Annotated in this window: 17 protein-coding genes and 1 pseudogene; 10 read left to right on the forward strand and 8 right to left on the reverse strand. The window is 72.2% G+C overall.

Annotated elements, in window-relative coordinates; translation table 11 throughout:
* Positions 1-6: 6 nt before the first annotated feature.
* The 3 genes from CDO52_RS10430 to CDO52_RS10440 all read left to right on the forward strand — a co-directional run bounded on the left by CDO52_RS10430 (position 7) and on the right by CDO52_RS10440 (position 4025).
* Positions 7-1440 carry a PTS ascorbate transporter subunit IIC gene (locus CDO52_RS10430; protein ID WP_094932341.1) on the forward strand — a complete coding sequence of 478 codons (1434 nt, stop codon included), beginning with the start codon at positions 7-9 and terminating at the stop codon, positions 1438-1440.
* A gap of 48 nt (positions 1441-1488) precedes the next feature.
* Positions 1489-1785, forward strand: a complete 297-nt coding sequence (locus CDO52_RS10435) for a PTS sugar transporter subunit IIB (RefSeq protein WP_017621110.1) — start codon at positions 1489-1491, stop codon at positions 1783-1785.
* Between the two features lie 83 nt (positions 1786-1868).
* A complete protein-coding gene (locus tag CDO52_RS10440; RefSeq protein ID WP_094932342.1) occupies positions 1869-4025 on the forward strand; it encodes a RecQ family ATP-dependent DNA helicase in 2157 nt (718 codons plus the stop codon).
* Positions 4026-4787: 762 nt separating this feature from the next.
* On the opposite strand, the gene CDO52_RS10445 is transcribed toward CDO52_RS10440, so the two are convergent.
* Positions 4788-5681 carry a carbohydrate kinase family protein gene (locus tag CDO52_RS10445; RefSeq protein ID WP_051060915.1) on the reverse strand — a complete coding sequence of 298 codons (894 nt, stop codon included), beginning with the start codon at positions 5679-5681 and terminating at the stop codon, positions 4788-4790.
* A 190-nt stretch (positions 5682-5871) separates the two neighbouring features.
* On the opposite strand from CDO52_RS10445, the gene CDO52_RS10450 reads away from it, so the two are divergent.
* The 6 genes from CDO52_RS10450 (at position 5872) to CDO52_RS10480 (ending at position 12969) form a co-directional block, all read left to right on the forward strand.
* Positions 5872-8598 carry a bifunctional acetate--CoA ligase family protein/GNAT family N-acetyltransferase gene (locus CDO52_RS10450; protein ID WP_094932818.1) on the forward strand — a complete coding sequence of 909 codons (2727 nt, stop codon included), beginning with the start codon at positions 5872-5874 and terminating at the stop codon, positions 8596-8598.
* A gap of 424 nt (positions 8599-9022) precedes the next feature.
* A complete protein-coding gene (locus tag CDO52_RS10460; protein WP_017621114.1) occupies positions 9023-9601 on the forward strand; it encodes a DUF5998 family protein in 579 nt (192 codons plus the stop codon).
* A gap of 170 nt (positions 9602-9771) precedes the next feature.
* On the forward strand, positions 9772-10905 hold the full coding sequence (locus CDO52_RS10465) for an alkaline phosphatase family protein (RefSeq protein ID WP_017621115.1): 1134 nt from the start codon (positions 9772-9774) through the stop codon (positions 10903-10905).
* Between the two features lie 9 nt (positions 10906-10914).
* Positions 10915-11379 (forward strand): peroxiredoxin, encoded by a 465-nt coding sequence (locus tag CDO52_RS10470; protein WP_017621116.1) that lies wholly within the window; start codon positions 10915-10917, stop codon positions 11377-11379.
* Positions 11380-11522: 143 nt separating this feature from the next.
* Positions 11523-12308: an enoyl-CoA hydratase-related protein gene (locus CDO52_RS10475; RefSeq protein ID WP_017621117.1), complete on the forward strand. Its 786-nt coding sequence runs from the start codon at positions 11523-11525 to the stop codon at positions 12306-12308.
* 7 nt (positions 12309-12315) lie between these two features.
* Positions 12316-12969: an MBL fold metallo-hydrolase gene (locus tag CDO52_RS10480; protein WP_094932343.1), complete on the forward strand. Its 654-nt coding sequence runs from the start codon at positions 12316-12318 to the stop codon at positions 12967-12969.
* An 87-nt stretch (positions 12970-13056) separates the two neighbouring features.
* On the opposite strand, the gene CDO52_RS10485 is transcribed toward CDO52_RS10480, so the two are convergent.
* From CDO52_RS10485 to CDO52_RS10500, 4 genes are all read right to left on the reverse strand, one after another.
* Positions 13057-13476 (reverse strand): DUF2203 domain-containing protein, encoded by a 420-nt coding sequence (locus tag CDO52_RS10485; RefSeq protein ID WP_017621119.1) that lies wholly within the window; start codon positions 13474-13476, stop codon positions 13057-13059.
* Positions 13477-13514: 38 nt separating this feature from the next.
* A complete protein-coding gene (locus CDO52_RS10490; RefSeq protein ID WP_157745515.1) occupies positions 13515-16070 on the reverse strand; it encodes a CHAT domain-containing protein in 2556 nt (851 codons plus the stop codon).
* A gap of 774 nt (positions 16071-16844) precedes the next feature.
* Complete coding sequence (locus CDO52_RS10495) at positions 16845-17396, reverse strand: hypothetical protein (RefSeq protein WP_094932345.1); 552 nt, start codon at positions 17394-17396, stop codon at positions 16845-16847.
* Between the two features lies 1 nt (position 17397).
* Positions 17398-17985 (reverse strand): RNA polymerase sigma factor, encoded by a 588-nt coding sequence (locus tag CDO52_RS10500; RefSeq protein WP_094932346.1) that lies wholly within the window; start codon positions 17983-17985, stop codon positions 17398-17400.
* 227 nt (positions 17986-18212) lie between these two features.
* On the opposite strand from CDO52_RS10500, the gene CDO52_RS10505 reads away from it, so the two are divergent.
* Positions 18213-18707 carry a DUF3145 domain-containing protein gene (locus CDO52_RS10505; RefSeq protein WP_026126271.1) on the forward strand — a complete coding sequence of 165 codons (495 nt, stop codon included), beginning with the start codon at positions 18213-18215 and terminating at the stop codon, positions 18705-18707.
* Positions 18708-18730: 23 nt separating this feature from the next.
* Here CDO52_RS10505 and CDO52_RS10510 read toward each other — a convergent pair whose 3' ends face one another.
* The 3 genes and pseudogenes from CDO52_RS10510 to CDO52_RS10520 all read right to left on the reverse strand — a co-directional run.
* Positions 18731-19150 carry a DUF1707 SHOCT-like domain-containing protein gene (locus CDO52_RS10510; protein WP_017621124.1) on the reverse strand — a complete coding sequence of 140 codons (420 nt, stop codon included), beginning with the start codon at positions 19148-19150 and terminating at the stop codon, positions 18731-18733.
* A gap of 178 nt (positions 19151-19328) precedes the next feature.
* Positions 19329-19874 carry a DUF1707 SHOCT-like domain-containing protein gene (locus tag CDO52_RS10515; protein WP_017621125.1) on the reverse strand — a complete coding sequence of 182 codons (546 nt, stop codon included), beginning with the start codon at positions 19872-19874 and terminating at the stop codon, positions 19329-19331.
* A gap of 260 nt (positions 19875-20134) precedes the next feature.
* Positions 20135-20855, reverse strand: a pseudogene (locus CDO52_RS10520) (inositol monophosphatase family protein); the annotation flags it as partial.
* Between the last annotated feature and the right edge of the window lie 67 nt (positions 20856-20922).

Raw genomic sequence — 20922 nt, forward strand, 5'->3', positions numbered from 1 at the left:
CCCCGCATGGACCTCGTCACGGACAGCGTCACGAACGCACTGGTGTTCCTCGCCGACAACCTGTTCGGCCAGGTGCCGCTGCTCATCGGCCTGATCACCCTGGCCGGGCTGCTGCTGCAGCGCAAGCCCGTCGAGGACGTGGTCGGCGGTGCTCTGCGGGCCGCCGTGGGCGTGGTCATCCTCTTTATCGGCGTCGAGGTGTTCACCGGCGGACTGGAGGGCTTCCAGGCCGTCCTCGCCGACGCCGTGGGGGCCGCGCCGCCCGCCGCCGACCGCTCGCTGGGCGACTTCCTCGGCTCGCACGGCGGCACCATCGCGCTGGTCCTCACCCTGGCCTTCCTCGCCCACGTGGTGCTGGTCCGGCTCTTCACCGCCGCGCGCTACCTCTACCTCACCGGCCACCTGATGTTCTGGATCAGCACGATCGTCGTGGCCGCCCTGGTGACCGCCGCGCCCGGCGCCGGCCGCCCCACCCTCGTGCTGTGCGGTGCGGGTGTCGTGGCCGCCTACTGGACCCTGCAACCGGTGTGGATGCGCCCGTTGATGCTGCGCGTCATGCCCGAGGACCGCTTCGGCTTCGCCCACACCAGCTCGCTGATCTGCCTCCTCACCGGCTGGGCCGGGCGGGCGTTCGGCCGCTTGGAGGCGCGGAGCACCGAGCAGCTCGTGCTGCCCCGCCGACTCTCCTTCTTCAAGGACGTCAACGTCAGCACCGCCCTGGTCGTCTCCGTCCTGCTCCTCGGCGCGGTCGCGGCAGCCGGCCCCGACACGGCGGCCGATCGGGCGGCGGAGATGGACCCCGGGCTCTCCCCGTGGGTGTGGGCGCTGCTCGTCGGTCTGCGCTTCGCGGGCGGCATCGCGATCCTGCTCTTCGGCGTGCGCATGTTCCTGGCCGAGATCGTGCCCGCGTTCAAAGGCCTCAGCGACCGGGTCATCCCGGGCACCCGCCCCGCGCTCGACGCGCCCACGGTCTTCCCCGCCGCGCCGGCAGCGGTGATGCTCGGCTTCGTCGCCGCCACCGCCGTCTTCCTGCTCCTGCTCGGCCTGTTCGCCGCGGCGGGGTGGTTCACCCTCATCCCCCCGATGATCATGCTCTTCTTCGTCGGAGGTTCGGCCGCCGTGTTCGGCAACGCCGTCGCGGGCTGGCCGGGCGCGGTGCTGGGCGGTGCGCTCACCGGGGTCGTGCTCGCCGTCGGCCAGGCCCTCACCTGGGGGCTGCTGGCGGGAACCGCCCCCGAGCTCGCGACCCTGGCCGACCCCGACTGGTACGCCATCGCCTGGCTGATCGCCGGGATGCGGCCGCTGATCGGCGGCGCCGCGATCTGGGCGATCCCCGTCGTCGCGCTCGTGACCACCGTCGCCGTGCTGCTGGCACTGGGCCGCAGGGAGCGGCGCACAGCGGGGGAGCGCACCCCCGCGACCGAGAGCGAACAGGGCTGAAGGGGCCTTCGCGCCGACCGATCGACCACAGGAAAGGGAGAACGCGACATGGACCGGACACTGGAGGTGCTCACCGTCTGCGGTGTCGGCATGGGATCGAGCCTGATGCTCAAGGTCACCGCCGAGGACGCGCTGCGCGCGCTCGACCTGCCCGCGCGGGTCGAGGCCACCGACGTGTCGTCGGCACGCGGCATGCGCGCGGACGTCGTCATCGGGCAGGAGCTGCACACCGCCGAACTGGGCGACCTCGCCCCGATCGTCGTCACGATCACCGACTTCCTGGACGTCGACGGGTTGGCCTCCGCCCTGCACGAGCGGCTGGCGGCCCACGGGCTGCTGCCCTGACGGGCGGTCGCCCCGCACCGTTCGGCGCCACGGCTGTGGACGAAGAGCGGCGTCCGCGGGGGGCTTCTGATAGCAAGGAGCACATGGTTACCTCCGTGCCCCCTGAGAGCGTGCTCGCGACCTCCGCCACCGACCCCGCCATGCGCGAGGCGGCCGAGCGCCACCTGCGCGCGCTCGCCGGGCCGTCCGCCCGCCTGCGCGAGGACCAGTGGCGGGCCATCCACGCGCTGGCCGCCGAGCGGCGGCGCGCCCTGGTCGTCCAGCGCACCGGGTGGGGCAAGTCGGCGGTGTACTTCGTGGCCACCGCGCTGCGCCGGGCCGCGGGCGCCGGGCCCACGGTCATCATCTCGCCGCTGCTCGCCCTCATGCGCAACCAGATCGCCGCGGCCGAGCGCGCCGGAATCCGCGCGCACACCATCAACAGCTCCAACATGACCGCGTGGGAGCAGACGTACGCGGAGGTCGCCGCCGGCGCGGTCGACGTCCTCCTGGTCAGTCCCGAGCGCCTGAACAACCCCGAGTTCCGCGACCGCGTCCTCCCCGAGCTCGCCGCGGGTGCCGGGCTCGTGGTCATCGACGAGGCCCACTGCGTCTCCGACTGGGGGCACGACTTCCGCCCCGACTACCGGCGCATCCGCACCCTGCTGCGCGATCTCCCCGCGGGAATCCCGGTGCTGGCCACCACCGCCACCGCCAACGAGCGGGTCACCCGCGACGTCGCCGAGCAGCTGGAGGTCGGCGACGGGGCCGGGACGCTTGTCCTGCGCGGGTCCCTGGACCGCGCCAGCCTGCGCCTGGCCGTCGTCGATCTGCCCGACTCCACCGCGCGCTGGAGCTGGCTCGCCCACCACCTGCCCGAGCTGCCCGGGTCGGGGATCATCTACACGCTCACCGTCGCCGCCGCCACCGAGACGGCGGCGTTCCTCACCGAGTGCGGGCGCGACGTCCGCGCCTACACCGGGCAGACCGACCCCGAGGATCGCCAGCGGGCCGAGGACGACCTGTTGAACAACCGCATCGAGGCGCTGGTCGCCACCAGCGCGCTGGGGATGGGCTTCGACAAACCCGACCTGGGGTTCGTCATCCACCTCGGCGCCCCGCAGTCGCCCATCTCCTACTACCAGCAGGTGGGCCGCGCCGGGCGCGGCGTCGACCGGGCCGAGGCCATCCTGCTGCCCGGCCGCGAGGACCAGGAGATCTGGCGCTACTTCTCGAGCCTGGCGTTCCCACCGGAGCAGACCGTCCGCCGGACGCTCGACGCGCTCGCCGCCGCCGACGGCCCGGTGTCCACCCCGCGTCTGGAGACCGAGGTCGACCTGGGGCGGAGCCGCCTGGAGCAGATGCTCAAGGTGCTCGACGTCGACGGCGCGGTCCGACGGGTGCGCGGCGGCTGGGTGACCACCGGCCAGCCGTGGAGCTATGACGCCGAACGCTACGCCGCGGTGACCGCGGCGCGTGAGCGTGAACAGCAGGCCATGCTCGACTACATCGCCACCGACGGCTGCCGCATGGAGTTCCTCCGCCGCCAGCTCGACGACCCGGAGGCCGCGCCGTGCGGGCGCTGCGACTCCTGCACCGGACGCCGCTGGTCCGCCGAGATCGACCCCGAGCGGCGCGCCGCCGCGGCCGCGCACCTGGCCCGCCCCGGCACCGCCGTCGCGCCGCGCAAGCAGTGGCCCACCGGGATGGCGGCGCTGGGCGTCTCCGCCTCCGGCAACATCCCCGCCGGACAGCGCGCTCAGGAGGGCCGCGCCCTGGCCCGCCTCACCGACATCGGCTGGGGCACCGAGATGCGGCGTCTCCTCGCCGCCGACGCTCCAGACGACCCCGTGAGCGACCGCGTCTTCCAGGGGATCATCGACGTCCTCGCGGCCTGGCCATGGGAACAGCGCCCGGCCGGGGTCGTCGCGATGCCCTCACGCACCCGCCCCCGGATGATCACCGACCTGGCCGCGCGCCTGGCCCGGGTCGGCCGCCTCGCACCGGTGGGCACGCTCGACTACACGCACCCCGACGGCCCCGGGCCGCGCCGCCACAACAGCGCCCAGCGGCTCGCCCAGGTGTGGAACGCGCTGACGGTCGGCGAACCGGTCGCCGCGGCCCTGGCCACCCTGGATGGCCCGGTCCTGCTGATCGACGACTACACCGACACCGGCTGGACCCTCACCTTGGCTTCTCGCCTGCTGCGCGAGGCGGGAGCCGACGCCGTCCTTCCGCTCACCCTGGCCACGCGAGGGTGACGGGGGCGCTGGGCGCTGGGCGCTGGACGCCTGTCGCATGCCGCTCCGCGCTGCGGGGCGCACGTGTCCCCCCGAGGTCTGCTGGGCGGCCTTGTCCGCGGTCGCCCGCGCGATGTTCGGTGGTGAAAAGCAGCACCGACGGCGGAGGGGGCTTGGGGCGCCGATCGCCTGGCGGGCGGGTGAGGGGTCGGGCAAGCGTCGGGAGCATTGGCCGCTAGCAGGCTCCAGATCCGTAATGCGGGGCGGCACCGACGAGAAGGGGGTTGGGGCCCGCTCGGCTCCTGGGGCGGGACGCGGGACCCGGCGGCGGGCGTGGGAAAGCGCTCTCCGTCCCCTCCCTCCGTTGATCTCGGGATATCGACGGAATTCTCGCCAAAATTCCGTCGATATCCCCGAGATCAACGGAGAGACGGGTGACTGCGGTGGTGAAACGTCAGTAGCGGTCGGGCCGGAATGCCGGTGTTCCGCTGGACGTGAGCGTGCTTCCGCCATGCGGGAGCCGGGAGTCCCTTCCGCCGATGATCACGGGGATTTTCCCGACAAAACGGGCAAAATCAGTGGCTTATCCCATGATCATCGCGCAGTAGGGATTCCGGACAGCGTCTTACCCGTCTTCCGGCTGCCCGGCCCCGCCTGCGAGCCGACAGGGTGCCTCCACCCCCTCCGCCGTCGGTGCCGCTTTTCACCACCGAACACCGGAGAGGCCGACCGCGGACAAGGCCGCACAGCAGACCCCCGGCCCCCAGCCAGAGGGACGACGGCCTAGGCGTCCCCGAGGTCGGGGCGGGCGCCGGGCTGGTGGAGGGCACGGGCCGCCAGGGTCTGGGCGTGGCCCAGGGCGTCCTTGGGGTGGCGGCCGGCGAGCCAGGCCGGGAGGAAACCGGCGATGAAGGCGTCGCCCGCGCCGATCGAGCCCGGTGAGGGCTCCACCGGCTCGGCCGGGACGGTGACGATGTCGTCGCGGGTCTTGGACGCCCACAGCGCTCCCTCGTCGCCCATCTTGATGACGACGTTGGGGAACCAGGCGGTGAGAACCTTGGCGGCGGCCTCGGGCTCGTCGCGGCCGGTCAACACGCGGGCCTGGTCGTTGTTGGCGAACAGCAGCCGGGCGCCGTTGGTCCAGTCGAGGAAGTTCTCCGCGCCAGCACGCTCCAGCGGGGCGTGGGAACCGGAGTCGACGGAGATCGACATCCCGGTCTCGCGCGCCATGCGCAGCGCCATCCGGGCCGCGCGCCGGGAGTCGTCGTTGATCAGGGTGTAGCCGGAGACGTGCAGGTGGCCGTCGGGGGCGAAGACGTCGCGCGGCAGGTCCTCGGGCTGGAGCCGGGCGTTGGCGCCGGGGTCGCTGAGCATCGTGCGGTCGCCGCGATGGGTGATCATCACCACGCAGGTGCCCGTGGGCCGCTCCGGGTCCATGACGAGGCGGGAGTCGATGCCGTAGCCCATCAGCTCCATCTCCCGGGTGCGCCCCGTGATATCGGAGCCGCGACGGCCGACGAATGTGGTCTCGGTGCCCTCGATGGCCAGCCACGCCGCGACGTTCGCGCCGGCGCCACCGCCGTAGGTGATGACCGACGCGGGGGTGTCGCTGCCGCGTGCCAGCGGGTGGAACGCCCGCGCGACAGCGTCGGTCATGAGATCGCCGATCACTACCACTCGTGCCATTGCTTCAGCCACCACCTTGCCGCCGCGTCCCGCGGGTACCGCGCGCATTCGTGCCCGTTAAGACCGTCTGCCATGCGACGTTAACAGGTCTGAGGGGGGCGGCGGGTAACGAAGTGGCAGACCATGTAAAGCAGGCGTGGGGTTCGTCACGCCCGGTCGGATCTCGTTTAGGCTCAAAACCGTGCAGTCATACCCGAACCACTGGGAAGCCGACGTAGTCCTCACCGATGGCGGGACCGCCCACATCCGCCCCATCGTGCCCGAGGACGCCGATCTGCTCCGGGACTTCCATTCACGCCTGTCGCCGGAGACCATCTACTACCGCTTCTTCGCTCCCTACCCGAAACTCTCCGACCGCGACGTGAAGCGCTTCACCCACGTCGACTACGAGGACCGGGTCGCCCTCGTCGCGACCATCTCCGACGTCATGCTGGCCGTGGTCCGCTACGACAAGGTGAGCGAGGGCGAGGCCGAGGTGGCCTTCGTCGTGGAGGACGCGCACCAGGGGCGCGGCCTGGCCTCGGTGCTGCTGGAGCACATCGGTGCGGCCGCCCGTGAGCGCGGTATCCACCGGTTCATCGCCGACGTGCTCCCGGAGAACCGGCGGATGGTCAACGTCTTCCGCGAGGCCGGGTACACCGCGCAGCAGACCTTCGACGAGGGCGTCATCCGGCTCACCCTCGACCTGGAGCCCACCGCCTCCTCGCAGGAGGTCATGCGCGCCCGTGAGCAGCGCGCCGAGTCGCGCTCCATCTCCCGGCTGCTGTTCCCCGAGTCGGTCGCCGTCATCGGCGCCAGCCGCACCGCGCACACCATCGGCCAGACCGCCCTGCGCAACGTCCTGGCCGGGGACTTCCAGGGACCCGTGTTCCCCGTGCACCCCGAGGCCAAGGCCGTGGCGGGCGTGCGCGCCTACCGGAGCGTGCTCGACATCCCCGACCCCGTCGACCTCGCCATCGTCGCCGTGCGCGCCGACATGGTCCACGACGTCGTGGACGAATGCGCCCGCAAGGGCGTGCACGGCCTGGTGGTCGTCAGCTCCGGCTTCGGCGAGGCCGGCCCCGAGGGGCGCGCCCGCCAGGACGAGCTGGTGCGCACCGCCCGCGCCGCCGGAATGCGCGTGGTGGGACCCAACTGCCTGGGCATCGCCAACACGGACCGCTCGGTGTCGCTCAACGCCACCCTGTCCCCGGACCTGCCGCCGCGCGGCCCCATCGGGTTCTTCTCCCAGTCCGGCGCGCTCGGCCGGGCCATCCTGCAGCGGGTGGCCGACCGCGGCATGGGACTGACCACCTTCGTCTCGGCCGGGAACCGCGCCGACGTGTCCGGCAACGACCTGGTGCAGTACTGGCAGGAGGACCCCGCCACCGAGGTCGTCCTGCAGTACCTGGAATCGCTGGGCAACCCGCGCAAGTTCACCCGGCTGGCGCGGCGCTTGGCCCAGCACAAGCCGGTCGTGGCGGTGCGCAGCGGCGGCTCCTCCCAGGGTGTCCCCACCGGGCACGCCGCCGGTGCGCTGGCCCTTCCCGACTACGGGGTCGCCTCGCTGTTCCGGCAGGCCGGTGTCGTGCGGGTCGACGACATCACGCAGATGTTCGACGTCGCGCAGCTCTTCGCCTACCAGCCGCTGCCCACAGGGCCGCGCGTCGGCATCCTCGGCAACTCCGACTCGCTGGGACTGCTGGTCAAGGACGCCTGCCTGCGCTCCGGCCTGAAGCCGCACGAGCCCGTCGACCTGGGGCCCACGGCCACCGCCGAGGACTTCGACCGCGCGCTGACCGACGCCCTCGCCGACGACGCGGTGCACTCCGTGGTCGTCGTCTTCATCCCCGCGCTGAACCCGATCTCCGACGACGTCGCCGAGGTCATGCGGGCCAAGGCCGCGACCAGCGCCAAGCCCATCGTCACGACCTACCTCGGCTACCAGGGGCTGCCCGAGGAGCTGCGCCGAACCGGGGAGAACGGGGAGACGGTCCGCGGGTCGGTCCCCTCCTACCCCGCGCCGGAGGACGCCGTGCGCGCCCTCTCCCACGCCACGCGGTACGCCATGTGGCGCCGGCGCGACGCCGGGCGGCACCCCGAACTCCCCGACATCGACGGGGCGCGGGCGCGCGAGATCATCGACCGGACCCTCGCCAAGGCCGAGGAGGCCGGGGACATCCCGCAGCCGGTGTGGTTCACCAGCGAGCCGGTGCACAACGAGGAGAACGCCGTCGCGCCGGAGGACGCCCGCGACGTGCTCGGCTGCTACGGCATCGACGTGTGGGAGGACATCCCGGTGGCCTCCGCCGAGGAGGCCGTCGCCGCGGCCGAGCGGCTCGGCTACCCGGTCGTGGTCAAGGCCAACGCCCCCGACCTGCGGCTGCGCGCGGGGGGCAGCGGCATCCGTGCCGACCTGCGCACGCCGACCGACGTCCGGGGGGCGTTCACCGCCCTGTTCGACCGGCTCGGCGAGGACGCCATGCTGGCGGTCCAGCGGATGGTGGTCCCGGGAGTGCCAACGGTGATCCGCGCCGGGGAGAACCCGTCGTTCGGCTCGGTCGTCGGGTTCGGCCTGGCCGACGTCACCGCCGAACTGCTCGACGACCGGGCGTTTCGGCTGGCTCCGCTGACCGACGCCGACGCCGCCGACCTGGTGCGCGCGGTGCGCTCCTCGCCCCTGCTGTTCGGCCTGCCGGCCGGAGCCACCTCGCTGGCCGAGACGCCCGACGTCGACGCGCTGGAGGAGCTGCTGATCCGGGTCTCCCGGCTGGTCGACGCGTTCGGTGAGGTCGCCCACGTCGACCTGGACCCGGTCGTCGTGAACGCCGACGGCGCGCATGTCCTGGGCGCCCGCGTGTGGCTGCGCGAACCGCCCGACCTGCGTCCCGACGTGGGACCGCGGCGGCTGCGCGGGGTCACGTTCTGATCCGCCGGTGATCAGTGGGTCTGGGCCGCGGAAGGGGACCGCGCACGTGCCCGCCGCGGCCGCGGCGCCGCTGTCAGGCCGGACGGGGCTCCGGCTCCGGTTCCGGCGGCAGCGGCCCCGGCCCTGGACCCGGTCCAGGTTCGGGCATCGGCGGCTCGGGCGGCGTGGGCGTCGGGTCGGGCGGCACAGGACCGGGACCCGGCGGCTGCGGTCCGGGCGGTTCCGGTACGGGTACCGGTGGCACGGTCGCATACATGTCATCGGCCCTACCCCAGATCAATTCCGGTTATCCGTATCAGCCGCGTCCGTTGATCCGCGCGCCGATCCGCCCGCCGGTGGGCCGGTCCGCGGCGCACCCTGGGGGCGCGGGATGCGATCTGCTGCCGGAAGAGGGCAGGATGGAGGCATGAGGAAAACGCGTGCCGTGCCCACCGACTGGCGCTTGGAGATCGAGCGCAGCGGGTATTACCCCGGTCTCGTGATCGATGCCGTAGCCACAGCTCTCGGCAGCGAGACCGCCGAGGCCTTCGTGGTCCACCACGAGGCCATTTTCGATCCCGCGATGGAAATGCGGCGGCACACCACGGTCCTGCTGCTCACCCCCACGCGGCTGATCGTCTGCCACACCGACGAACATCCGCCGACGGAGGGGAACGGGCGTCCGCACGCTTCGACCACCACCGACGCCATCCGGCTCGACAACATCCAGTCCGTCGCGCTGACGCGGGTGGTCGCCGACCCGGCCAACTACACCCCCGCCAGCCTGCCCAGTGAGGTCGTGCTGAGTATCAGCCTCAACGTCAACTGGGGAGCCATCGCCCACATCGACCTCGAACCCGCGTCCTGCGCGGACGAGTCCTGCGAGCTCGACCACGGCTACACCGGAGCCATCACCGCCGAACCGCTGACCCTGCGGGTCAGCCAGGCCGCAGATGGCACCGACTCCGTGTCCACCATGGTCAACTTCGCCAACGTGCTGTCCGAGGCCACGTCCCGCGGCTGACGGGTGAGGCGGGCGGCACCGGCGGGTAGGTGTAGCGACGCCGAACAGCGGAAATCGATCGGTCGCGGATCCGACATCTCCGGCTCTCAACGCCATCCCCGCACGGGGCGGCCCGGGCCGGGGCGGACATCGGTCCCGACCCGGCCCGAGAGGCAGGTGGATCATCCCCGATGAACGCGACCCCGTTCGAATCCCCGCGCTACGGCGGCGCCTCGCTCGCCGACCTGACCCCGTCGGTTCTCGCGTCGCTCGGCGTACCGGGGGAGAGCGCCCCTCTGGGCCTGCCCCCGGTGCGCCGCGCCTGCGTACTGCTGGTCGACGGCATGGGCTGGGAGCCGCTCCTCGCGAACCGCTCCTGCGCTCCGTTCCTGTCCTCCCTCGTCGACGCCGCCGCGCCGATCACCGCCGCTTTCCCGACGACCACCGCCACCAGCCTCACCACCCTGGGCACCGGCCTGTCGCCCGGGCACCACGGCGTCATCGGCCTCCAGGTCGCCATCCCGGGCAGTGACCGCATCCTGCACCAGCTCCGCTGGGACCCCGACGTCGAGCCCGAGACCTGGCAGCCCCGCGCCACCGTCTACGAGCGCGCCGAGCGGGCCGGGGTGACGACCTCCTACATCGCGGCCGGCGAGTTCGAGGGCGGCGGGCTGAGCCGGGCATCGGCGCGCGGCAGCACCTACGTGCCCGCCAACGACATCACCGAGCTCGCGGTCCAGACCGCCGCAACGCTCACCTCCGCCGATCGCGCCCTGGCGTTCGTCTACCACCCCGACCTCGACCTGTACGGCCACATGTTCGGTGTGGACTCCGCCTACTGGCGGCTGCACCTGGGGCACGTCGACCGCCTCGCCGAACAGATCGCCGACGCCCTGCCGCCCGACGCCGCGCTCTACATCACCGCCGACCACGGCATGGTCGACACCGGCCCCGACACCCGCATCGACGTCGAGTCCGACCCCGACCTCAGCGCGGGCGTCCGGGTCCTGGCGGGCGAGGCGCGGGTCCGGCAGGTCTACGTCCGCGACGGCGCGGCCGACGATGTCCTGGCCGCTTGGCGGGAGCGCCTCGACGGGCGCGCGGAGGTGATCACCCGCGACGACGCCATCGCCCGGGACCTGTTCGGCGCGGTCGACGACGGCGTCCGCGAACGCATCGGCGACGTCCTGGCGCTGGCCCACGGGGACATCGCGCTGGTCGCCCCGAAGGCCGAGCCGGTGGAGAGCTCTCTGGTCGGTCAGCACGGGTCGCTCACACCCGTGGAACTGAGGGTGCCCCTGTTGCGGGTGACCACGGTGGCCTAAGGTTGCGCCGTGGACATCGCAGAGCTGGCCCCCGAATTCGAGCTGCCCGACCAGGACGGCGTCCCGCGTCGGCTCACCGACCTGCTCGCCACCGGCCCCGTCGTGCTGTTCTTCTATCCCGCCGCGATGACGCCCGGCTGTACCGCGGAGACCTGCCACTTCCGCGACCTGGGCGCGGAGTTCGCCGAAGTCGGCGCGCGGCGGGTCGGAATCAGCGCCGACCCGGTCGGCCGCCAGTCGGAGTTCTCCGGGGCGCACGAGGTCGACTTCCCCCTCCTCTCCGATACCGACGGCACCGTGGCCGACCTCTACGGCGTGCGACGGGGCGGCGTGCTCTCCGCGGTGGCGCCGACCAAGCGCAAGACGTTCGTCATCGGCACCGACCGCCGCGTGCTGCACATCGTCAGCAGCGAGATCCGCATGCAGGCCCACGCCGACGGCGCACTGCGCGCTCTCCGGGACCACGCGCGCTGATCGCTCGGCCCCAGCGCCCCACCTCCCATTCCGTTGATCTCGGGGATATCGACGTAATACCGACGAGTATTCGGTCGATATCCCCGAGATCAACGGAGGTGACGACCAGGACAACGCAGAACCACGAAAGGGCTCAACGAACCATGGTGGACGCCACCGCGCCGCTGGTGCGCCGGAGCACCGAGAGAGGTATCGCGACCCTCACCCTCGACTCGCCGCACAACCGCAACGCGCTCTCGGCGCGGCTGCGCACCGAACTCGCGGACGGTCTGGCCGTGGCCCTGGCCGACGACGGCGTGCGCGCGATCGTCCTCACCGCCGTCGGCCCGGCCTTCTGCGCCGGAGCCGACCTGAAGGAGGTGGCCGCGGAACGCGCCGGCCAGGCCCCCGACCCCGACGCGCCCGGCATGCCGGAGCTGTTCTCCACGATCATGGATGCGGAGAAGCCCGTCGTCGCCCGCCTCAACGGTCCGGCCCGGGCCGGAGGCATCGGTCTGGTCGCCGCCGCCGACATCGCCGTCGCACCGGAGGAGGCCACCTTCGCCTTCACCGAAGTCCGCATCGGCGTCGTCCCGGCCATCATCTCCGTCCCCGTCACCGCGCGCATGCACGACCGCCAGCTCAGCCGCTACTTCCTGACCGGTGAGGCCTTCGACGCCCGTGCCGCCGCCGAGGCCGGACTGCTGACCGCCGCCGTCCCGTCCGACCGCGTCGACGCGGTGACCGAGGAGATCCTCGACGGGCTGCGCAAGAGCGCGCCGCGCGCCTTGGCGCGCACCAAGGCGCTGCTGGGCGGGCCGGAGGCCGACGCGCGGGCGTCGGCTTTCACGGAAATGGGCGAGGTGTCCCGCGAATTCTTCGCCAGTGACGACGCGGCGGAGGGACGCGAGGCCTTCTTCCAGAAGCGCCCGCCGCGTTGGGTGCTGTAATGGGGGCGTGAGTTATTCCGGAGATACGCGGGTCGGTGGGCCCGCCGACGTACGCGAACTGCCCGAGCTCGTCATCGCCAAGCTCGCCGTGGGGCCGATGGACAACAACGCCTACCTGCTGCGTTGCCGGCGCACGGGCGAGGCGGTGTTGATCGACGCCGCGAACGAGGTCGACCGCCTCCTCGAGCTCATCGGCGACCAGGGGCTCGCCCGGGTGATCACCACCCACCGCCACCACGACCACTGGCAGGCACTGGCCGAGATCGTGGGCATGACCGGTGCCCGGACCGTCGCCCATCCCGAGGACGCGGAGGAGCTTCCGGTGTCGGTGGACGAGCCGGTCGAGCACGGCGGGCGCATCCCCGTGGGGGAGTGCGGCCTGGAGGTCATCCACCTGCGGGGCCACACCCCCGGCTCGATCGCCCTGCGCTACGACGACCCGCAGGGCCACACCCACCTCTTCACCGGGGACAGCCTCTTCCCCGGTGGCGTGGGCAAGACCTGGGCGCCGGAGGACTTCCGGTCGCTGCTGGACGACGTGGAGAAGCGGGTCTTCGGCATGCTGCCGGACGACACCTGGGTCTACCCGGGCCACGGCAAGGACACCACCCTGGGCGCCGAACGCCCGCACGTGGGCGGCTGGCGCGAGCGTGGCTGGTAGGAGGAAGGGCGTCGGCGAACGCCCCTGAGACGAACGACGCCACAACCGGGAGACCCCTTGCCGCCTCGCGGGCGAGGGGTCTCCCCGTCAACTCGGCGGCAGGCGACGGCGACCGATGAAGCCGAGTTCGCTGCGGTGGTACCAGGCGAGTTCGGGTTCTCCCTCCAGCCAGCACAGGCGCACCGCGGCCCCGTCGAGCAGCGCGGGAAAGTCGATGAGCACCGGCGCCAGGTTCTTCACCTCGATGCCGTGGTCGGGAAACCAGCCGTGCAGCTCGCTGAACCGCGCCTCCATCGCCTTGAGTTCCGGCATCCCGCCCAGGGGCGAACGCCCGGCGACCCGCAGATCAGCGGCGAGTTCCGCCAGGTCGGCGCGGAGCCGGACGAACTCGTCGACATGCTCGTGCACCTCGGGCATCAGAGCGCGTGCCTCGTCGAGGGTGAACACGTGCGGCTCGGCCGGTTCCCCCTCCTGTCCCGTCCCCGCCGGGGGAATGTCGTCGTCCATGGACTCACGGTACCGATCGTCCTGCGAGGAGAGGCGGATCAACCAGCGCCGAAGCAGACGAAGCCGGTACCGGCGAGGTGGTCGGCCACCGCGCGTGCGGGTGTCGCGCCGGAGGCGACCGCGTGGTGGAACCGGGTCATGGCGTCCGGCGTGCCGTGGTCGCGCACCGGGAGCACACCCGCGACGACGGTCGCTCCGCCCAGCGCCAGCAGCGCGGCTCCGAAGCCGATCGGAACCCCGGCCGGTGAGGTGACCGCCGCCCCCACCCGGCACGACGACAGCACGGTCAGGGCAGGCACCGAGGAGAGGAGTTCCAGGTCATAGGCGAACAGGGGACCGTCGGCGAGAGCGACTCCCGAGAGCATCGGCGCACCGGCGGGCATCAGCCCGTGGGCGGCGATGTGCGCCAGGTCGGCGTGGACCAGCCGGTCCATGACGGCCTCGACGCGGGCATCGGGTCCGGTCAGCGTGTCGGCCTCGGGAAAGCACCGGTGCAGGGCGCGGATCTCCGAGGCCGCCGCATCGAGTTCCCCGCCGGCCGCGAGTAGGACCCGCGGCGCGCGGCGGTCGACGGTCCGCGCCCGCTTGCGGCAGGCCAGCCACGCCTGGCCCGAGGGGACCACGCTCACCTCCCGCCCACGTAGTGCGGGCAGCATCCCCCAGGGCAGCGCCTGGGAGAACGGCGCCGGGGCGATCACCAGCGGGCGATCGTCGGGGAGACCGGAGATCGGCGCGAACAGCAGTCGCTCGACCTCCGCGGCGAGAGCGGTCAAACCCGCGTCCATGCCGCGGTCGTCGGCGCGGGCGTTCATCCGGGCGAGGCCGTTGAGCCGCTGGACGGCGTCGTCGATGGCGTGGAGCGGCGGAAGCGGATGGGCCGCCACCTGCCCGTCCACGACCGTGATCGCCGCCGGCACACCGTGCGGCTGCGTGAAGCAGACAAAGGCGTGGCGTCCGAGCCGTTCGGCGAGCTCGGTGGTGTCGAAAGCCAACGGGGCCGTGGGAGCGCGCGGCCCCGCGGCCACACACCCGCTGTGCCACTGTGCCGGGCCGAGCAGTGAGGCGAGCCGCCGCGCAGTGGTCGGCGCGTCATCGTCCCCGGCCCGGAGACGCGCGAACGCCGCCCGGCAGCGGTCCAGCATGCCCTGCCACGCCGGGTCGCGGCATCGCCCCGGGGCGCTGAACAGCGTCCGTCCGTACTCGATCCACTCCAGTGCGGCCGCGGCATCGCCGTCGCCCAGTGCCCCGCGGGCTCCGGCGGCGGCCACCTCGCGTTCGTGGGAACGCTGGTGGGCCAGCAGCTCCAGGTGGCGCACGGCGGGGGCCGTCGGGCGGCCATCGTCGGTTGCGCGCAGCAGTTCGCGTCGCGCCCCGGCGTGATGACCGTTGGCGATCGCGCGCAGGGCACTGGTGTGGCGCGGAGCCAGTACCTCCGGCGACAACGGACCCAGCGGTGCGCTGGACACGCACCGAGCGATGGTCAGAGCCGTGCCCGCCGACGGGGGAGCGGTACCCGGGTCGGTGGACGCTGACGTATCAGTGAGCGTCCTACTCGCGGGCAGTGCGGGACGAGGGCGGGGAATCCCCGCGGGCCGGGGGCGCGGACCGGCGGGCCTTCCCGGTTCCGGTCGGGGAGCGGGGATGTGCAGGGCGGACCACACCACCTGATCGGCCAACCGCGCCCACAGCGAGTCGGGAGCGCACCGCGCCCGAACGCGCAACGCCTGGTCCCGGGCGGCGTCGCGCTCGTCGCGGCTCAGGTGGACCTTGGCGCGCAGCAACCGTGCGGTGATCTCCTCCGCGGAAACGCTCTCCGGCCGGATCCCGAGCAGGAACCGCCGGGCCTCCCCGAACATTCCGGCGGCCAGGAGAGCGTCGACATGGTCGAGGCGCAGTCCCACCCTGCGCTGCTCGGGCACCAGACAGGCGGCTGCCTTGAAGCAGGAGACGGCGGTGGCGATGTCGCCCCGCCGCGTCGCCAGACACCCCAGGTTCTGCAGGGCGACCCCGCGCAGGCAGTCCAGCGCGTCGCGCTCGGCCAGCTCCAGCGCCTGCCCCAGGTCCTCGGCCGACGCCGCGAATCGCCCGGAGTACATCAGGGCCAGTCCGCGGTTGGCCAGGAGTCCTGGCAGCATGCGGTCATCGGCGTCACCACGGAGCTCCGCCAGCGCCGCGTCGAAACAGGCGATCGCCGCCCCGAAGCGCCCGCGCTGGGCGGCCGCGACCCCCTGATGCAGCAGAGCCGGTACCCGCGCCGTCGGGGTACCCGCCGCCATCCGATCCAGCGTGGCCCCGGCGATCCCACCACCCCCACGCAGCGCCAACAGCCCCAACCGCGACGCCCGCGCGTGTGCCGCCGGCTCGTCCAACCCCGCCCGCACGGCCACCGCCGCGGCCTGCCGCAACGTCCGATGCGCCCGCGCGGTCTCACCGAACTCCCGCTGCGCCATACCCACGATCCGCAGCGCGACGGATCTCGTCCCGGGCTCAGGCGAACCGGCGAGCATCTCCTCGGCCCGCTGCCGCGCCTTCTCCGGATCGCGGGCGATGAGCGTAATCGGCAGGTGGACATCGACATGCTGCGGATCCGCCATGCGTGAGCCTTTCGCACGTGACGATCGTGCAGGGAAACGGCTGAACAGCAACAGCATTGCTGCCTGTTGGCTATGCGTCACTGTAAGTGATATCACTCCCCGATCCTCTTACGGGAGGGGCAATCTGGTTTTCCACAGCCCGAACCGCCCCGATTCCTCGCCCGACGTCGGAAAACAGCGTCGATCGGCGTCCCGAGTGACCATCCGTAACTACGGTTACGGATGGTCACCGGCGGACCGGTGAGTGCGAAGCCCCCGAGCCGACCGATCTAGGGTGCACGACGCGTTATGGGGCCGATGATGTGACCGGACGCGCTCGATCGTCTGCACCGACGGGACATCGATGGTGAGCTGAGGGCCGCTCTTGAGAGGAGCCGCTTGCAGCGGCTGGACGAGGGAAGCGCCTGGTGGAAACGGGGGAGCACGGAAGGCAGCACCCGGTCGCGGAGGTGGACGCGCATCCCGTCGATCGCCACGCTGAGCGGCGCGGGCCAGCTGCGGCGCTGCCTGACACCCGGCAGTGGTGGAAGCCGTCGGCCCGCCAGGCCACGCGCGCCCAGTTCTGGCCGTGCCGAGGGTTCTGTGGCGAGCGCCGATGCCGCGGCACGCGCTGACCTGACCGATGCGCTTGGAGACATCGCGTTCGGCGATCTCGATGGGGCGGTGATCTATGGGGGCGATGGTGCGGGTGGTGCGTGATCGCGGCCGTTGGGCCGACCCCTCGTGCTGCTCGTGCTTGGTTCCGCCCGGGCTCGTGGACGCCGCGGAGCTTTTCTAGTAGGCCATCCACGGGGTGCTGACCGGTGGCCCGTCTTTCCGGTGGAGGAGGATGCTGACCGGTCCCCGGGGGAGTGAGCGGGCGGCGAAGGTGCCGGATTCGTCGAGGTGGTGCCAGGTGGAGCCGCATGGCCAGCGGACGTGGATGTCGGTGGCGTCGGTGGGGCTGACGCGGCCCACGATGTCGCGGTGGTCGTCGCGGACCGTGATCTCCACCCGCACGGTCAGGCCCGCGGCGTGGAAGCGTATGTAGCGGGGGGAGGCCGCGAGGTCCGACACGGCGCGCAGGTCGGTGGCCGGGTCGTCGAGGGAGTCGTTGACCACCTCGGCGATGATGGCGTCGTCCGTGCACGTCGCGAAGGCGGCGCGGGCTGTGGCGCGGATGTCGGCGGGTGTGGGGTCACCGGGGGGAGGACTGCCGCGCGGCGGTTCCGCCATCCGTTCGTCGAGGACGGCCTCCCACGGCTCCGGGGCGGGGGCGGCCTGCCGCTGCCGCGCGCGGTGGCGGCTCGGTCGGTGGTTGTCGATGCCCTGGTCCTCGGCGGTCATCTCACGGACACTCCCCGGTGTTGTCGTCCATTAGCAGGCGGCGCAGCCGCCGTCTGGCGCGGCGCCGGGCGTTGGGGATCCGCTCGCGGGGCAGGCCGGTGAAGTCCGCGACGTAGGACGCCGATGACCGAGGGGCGTCCATGTCCAGGATGGCGATCGTCCGGTCGGGCTCGGCCAGTTCGGTGATGGCGCGGTAGACCCGGCGGCGGCGTTCGGTGGCCAGGAGGTGTTCCTCGGGGGTCGGCTGGTCCCTGGCGGCTGGGGCGTCGAACGTGTCCAGCTGGACGGGGTCCTCCAGGGTGAGGCGCCGCGCGAGTTTCAGCTGTTTGCGGCACGCGTTGTGGGTGGCCGCGGCGAGCCACGCGCCGACGTGCTCCGGGGTGCGGATCAGCGGCAGGTGCTGCCAGAAGCTGAACCAGACCGTCTGCTCCGCGTCCTGCGCGTCGTGGACGGACATGCCGTAGAAGCGGACCACCGCCCGGACGCGGCGGGCGAATCTGGCGATCAGGTGCTCCAGCGCCTCGGCGTCGTCGAGTGCGCGCTTCACCAGTTCGCCGGTCGCCATCTCGGTCCAGGGCTGGTCACTCACCCGTACCCCCGATAGACTCGCTGCTCCCGCAGTCACGCGGAAGAACGGAGATCACAGTAACCGATCGGTCACCGCCGTAGCCGGACAAGTTTCGGATCTTCGGGACCACGATGACCTGGTGCCTATGGGGCCCATGGGGCACAATAGGCCGAGGAGAATTACACGGACGGCTCCTCTGCGGATACGAGGGCGTCGGGGAAGCGCACTCGTTCGTATCAGGAGGTTCGGTGTCCGCACGTGGCGTCTTGTACGTCCACTCCGCGCCCGCGGCGCTGTGCCCACACGTCGAGTGGGCGGTCGCGGGCGTAGTTGGCGTGCCTGTGAAACTCGACTGGGGCGACCAGCCCGCGGCTCCCGGTACCCACCGCGCAGAGCTGAACTGGCAGGGTGCCCCCGGTCTGTCGGGCGCGATCGCGTCGGCCTTGAACGGCTGGCAGCGGTTGCGCTTCGAGGTGACCGAAGAGGCGACTCCGGGGTGTGACGGCGCACGCTACAGTTACACACCGGCCCTCGGGATCTTCACCGCTGTGATCAGCGCGTCAGGTGAGGTCATGGTGCCGGAGGCACGGTTACGCAACGCCATGGAGCGCGCCGCCGCCCACGACGTCGATCTCGCCGAGGAACTCGACCGCCTCACCGGCCGGGTCTGGGATGAGGAGCTGGAGCCCTTCCGCTACGCCGGGGACGGCGCCCCGGTGCGCTGGCTGCATGCCGCCGGCTGAGGTGGACCGGCCCCGCGTCCTGACTATCGGCGACTGCCGGTGTTCTCGTCCGGCCAGATGGCGGCGGCGACCAGGATGGCGGCCCAGATTCCCAGCGGAACCAGGGGCCAGAACGGGAGCATGGCGCCGCCCATGACGCTGGTGACGCCCCAGATCCCGGTCATGATGACGGCTCCGCCCAGCCACCAGCGCCACTCGTCCACCCAGTCGCGCCAGGGAGACAGCGCGGCGCGGCCCGCGGCGACCAGTTCACCCTCGTCTTCCTCCGCGGGCTCGGGAGGCAATGGAAGGTCGGCCGTCAGGGCGCGCAGTTCGCCGAGGACGACCGCGTGCATTGCCTTGTCGAGCCGGAGTTCGTATTCGGCCAGATCGAGACGGCCCTCGGTCAGGGCCGTCGCGAGCCGTTCGGCAACGGCGTCGCGGTCGGCGTCCGAGGCGCGCATCTGGCTCTCCGGGACGCGATCGTCGTCCAACGCCCACCCCCTGCCGCACGATGCTGGGGACATTTACGATACGCCGCACGCTGAGACGAGAAAAGGCACCCGATCGGCAGAGTCGTGTCGCGGTGTTTCTTCCTCCCGGAGCTGCGGACGGACCGGAGGAGGGGGACCGCCGCGGCGCTCAGCGGTGGCGCCTGTGGTCCCTGCGTCTCATTTTTCTCCTGCGCCTTTCCGCGTGCCTGTCCTTTTCCCTGTCCTCCACGTCCACGTCGAGATCCAGGTCGTCGTCATCGCACCGGGAGGGGAAGACGAGGTGGGCGAGGAGGACGGCGGCCCAGATCCCCAGCGGAATGGCCGGCCAGAAGTGGGTGAATTCCCCGTCGCGGAGGCTGCTGACGCCCCAGATTCCCGTCATGATGATCGCGCCGCCGAGCCACCAGCGCCATTCGTCGAACCATTCGCGCCAGGGCGAGGGGGCGTAGTTCTCCGCGCCGACCGCGGCCAGGTCGACGGGTTCCCGGTCCGGCTGCTGGGATGTCGGTAGATCCGCGGTGAGGGGCTCCAGCTCACCGAAGACGGTGGCGGACATGGCTGTGTCCAGGCGCCGTTCGTATTCGGCCAGGTCCAGCCGCCCCTCCGACAGCGCCGATGCCAGACGCTGGGCCACAGCGTCCCGATCGGCGTCGGCTGCGCGCATCCCGCTGTGCGGCGTGATGTCGGAACCCATCGCCGTCCCCTCCGTCGAATCCCCTGCTGTGCCCGTCCGCCGAGGCTCGTCGGCTCGGCGATCGCCTGCGGGCACCTCCGTGGGATCCGGCGGTGCCCGGTTGCCAGCGTAGTTGGCGTGGTATGCGAAGTTCATCCTCCCGGCGACCAGATCGACCGTACAGCTTTCGTATGACGCGGCCCCAGTGGACCGGCCGCCGTGGTCGGTTCAGCGGCACGTGGCCGTGCGTGTGGAATACCAATCGGTGATGCCGTCCCGACCGCCGGATCGGCCGCGCCGATCAGCCCGGTGTGCTCGAAGCCCCCGCTGTAGCCGAACCGCGTGCCGTCCAGCCTGCTCAGGTAAGCACCGGTCTCCCGAGCAGCAGCTCGGGGCGGCGACGTCCCAGTCGCGGACCGGGACGTCCTTGACGAACAGGTGCGCCGCCCCCTCGGCGATCCGGCACAGCTTCAGCGAGATGCTGCCGCACTCCAGGTACGCGGTGTAGCCGAAGTGCTCATAGACCTCGCGGGCGATTCCGTGCGGGGCGGGGGTGTTGTCGGTGAGCACGCCCGCCCCCGGGCCGATCCGGGCCGTGCGCGGCAGCGGGCGGCCGTTGGCGGCGGCGCCTCCCCCGCGCGCCGCCGTGTACAGTGCGTCGTCCTCGGGCGCGTAGACCGCGGCGAGCACGGGCCGACCGTCGCTCACCAGCGCCGCCTGGGTGACATAGCCGGGGTAGCCGTGCGCGTAGCTGGCGGTACCGTCGATCGGGTCGATCAGCCAGTAGCTCGCGGGCCGGTCACCGCGCAGCGAGTCCGGGTCCTCCTCGCTGAGCACCGGGATGTCGGCGGCGATCCCCCGCAGCCGCCCACTCAGGGCCTCGTGCGCCCTCGCGTCCGCCTCGGCCTTGAACTGGCTCCCCTCCCAGACCCCCCGCGTCGCCCGCGCGTCGCAGCGCCAGGTGCGGAGCAGCGCACCCACGTCCAGGACGGCCCGGGCCATGCCGGCCAGCAGAGTGTCCGAGCGCGGACGGTACCCGTGGTCGTCGGCGGCGTCCGCCTGCCGGTCG

The organism is Nocardiopsis gilva YIM 90087 (genome assembly GCF_002263495.1).
Lineage (GTDB): Bacteria > Actinomycetota > Actinomycetes > Streptosporangiales > Streptosporangiaceae > Nocardiopsis_C > Nocardiopsis_C gilva.

Excerpts from the sequence above, each read along its gene's own strand:
- CDO52_RS10495 (WP_094932345.1), bottom strand. The coding sequence starts at position 17,396 with ATGACCGCCGAGGACCAGGGCATCGACAACCACCGACCGAGCCGCCAC.
- CDO52_RS10490 (WP_157745515.1), bottom strand. The coding sequence starts at position 16,070 with ATGGCGGATCCGCAGCATGTCGATGTCCACCTGCCGATTACGCTCATC.
- CDO52_RS10465 (WP_017621115.1), top strand. The coding sequence starts at position 9,772 with ATGAACGCGACCCCGTTCGAATCCCCGCGCTACGGCGGCGCCTCGCTC.
- CDO52_RS10430 (WP_094932341.1), top strand. The coding sequence starts at position 7 with ATGGACCTCGTCACGGACAGCGTCACGAACGCACTGGTGTTCCTCGCC.
- CDO52_RS10475 (WP_017621117.1), top strand. The coding sequence starts at position 11,523 with ATGGTGGACGCCACCGCGCCGCTGGTGCGCCGGAGCACCGAGAGAGGT.
- CDO52_RS10440 (WP_094932342.1), top strand. The coding sequence starts at position 1,869 with ATGGTTACCTCCGTGCCCCCTGAGAGCGTGCTCGCGACCTCCGCCACC.
- CDO52_RS10510 (WP_017621124.1), bottom strand. The coding sequence starts at position 19,150 with ATGCGCGCCTCGGACGCCGACCGCGACGCCGTTGCCGAACGGCTCGCG.
- CDO52_RS10485 (WP_017621119.1), bottom strand. The coding sequence starts at position 13,476 with ATGGACGACGACATTCCCCCGGCGGGGACGGGACAGGAGGGGGAACCG.
- CDO52_RS10435 (WP_017621110.1), top strand. The coding sequence starts at position 1,489 with ATGGACCGGACACTGGAGGTGCTCACCGTCTGCGGTGTCGGCATGGGA.
- CDO52_RS10515 (WP_017621125.1), bottom strand. The coding sequence starts at position 19,874 with ATGGGTTCCGACATCACGCCGCACAGCGGGATGCGCGCAGCCGACGCC.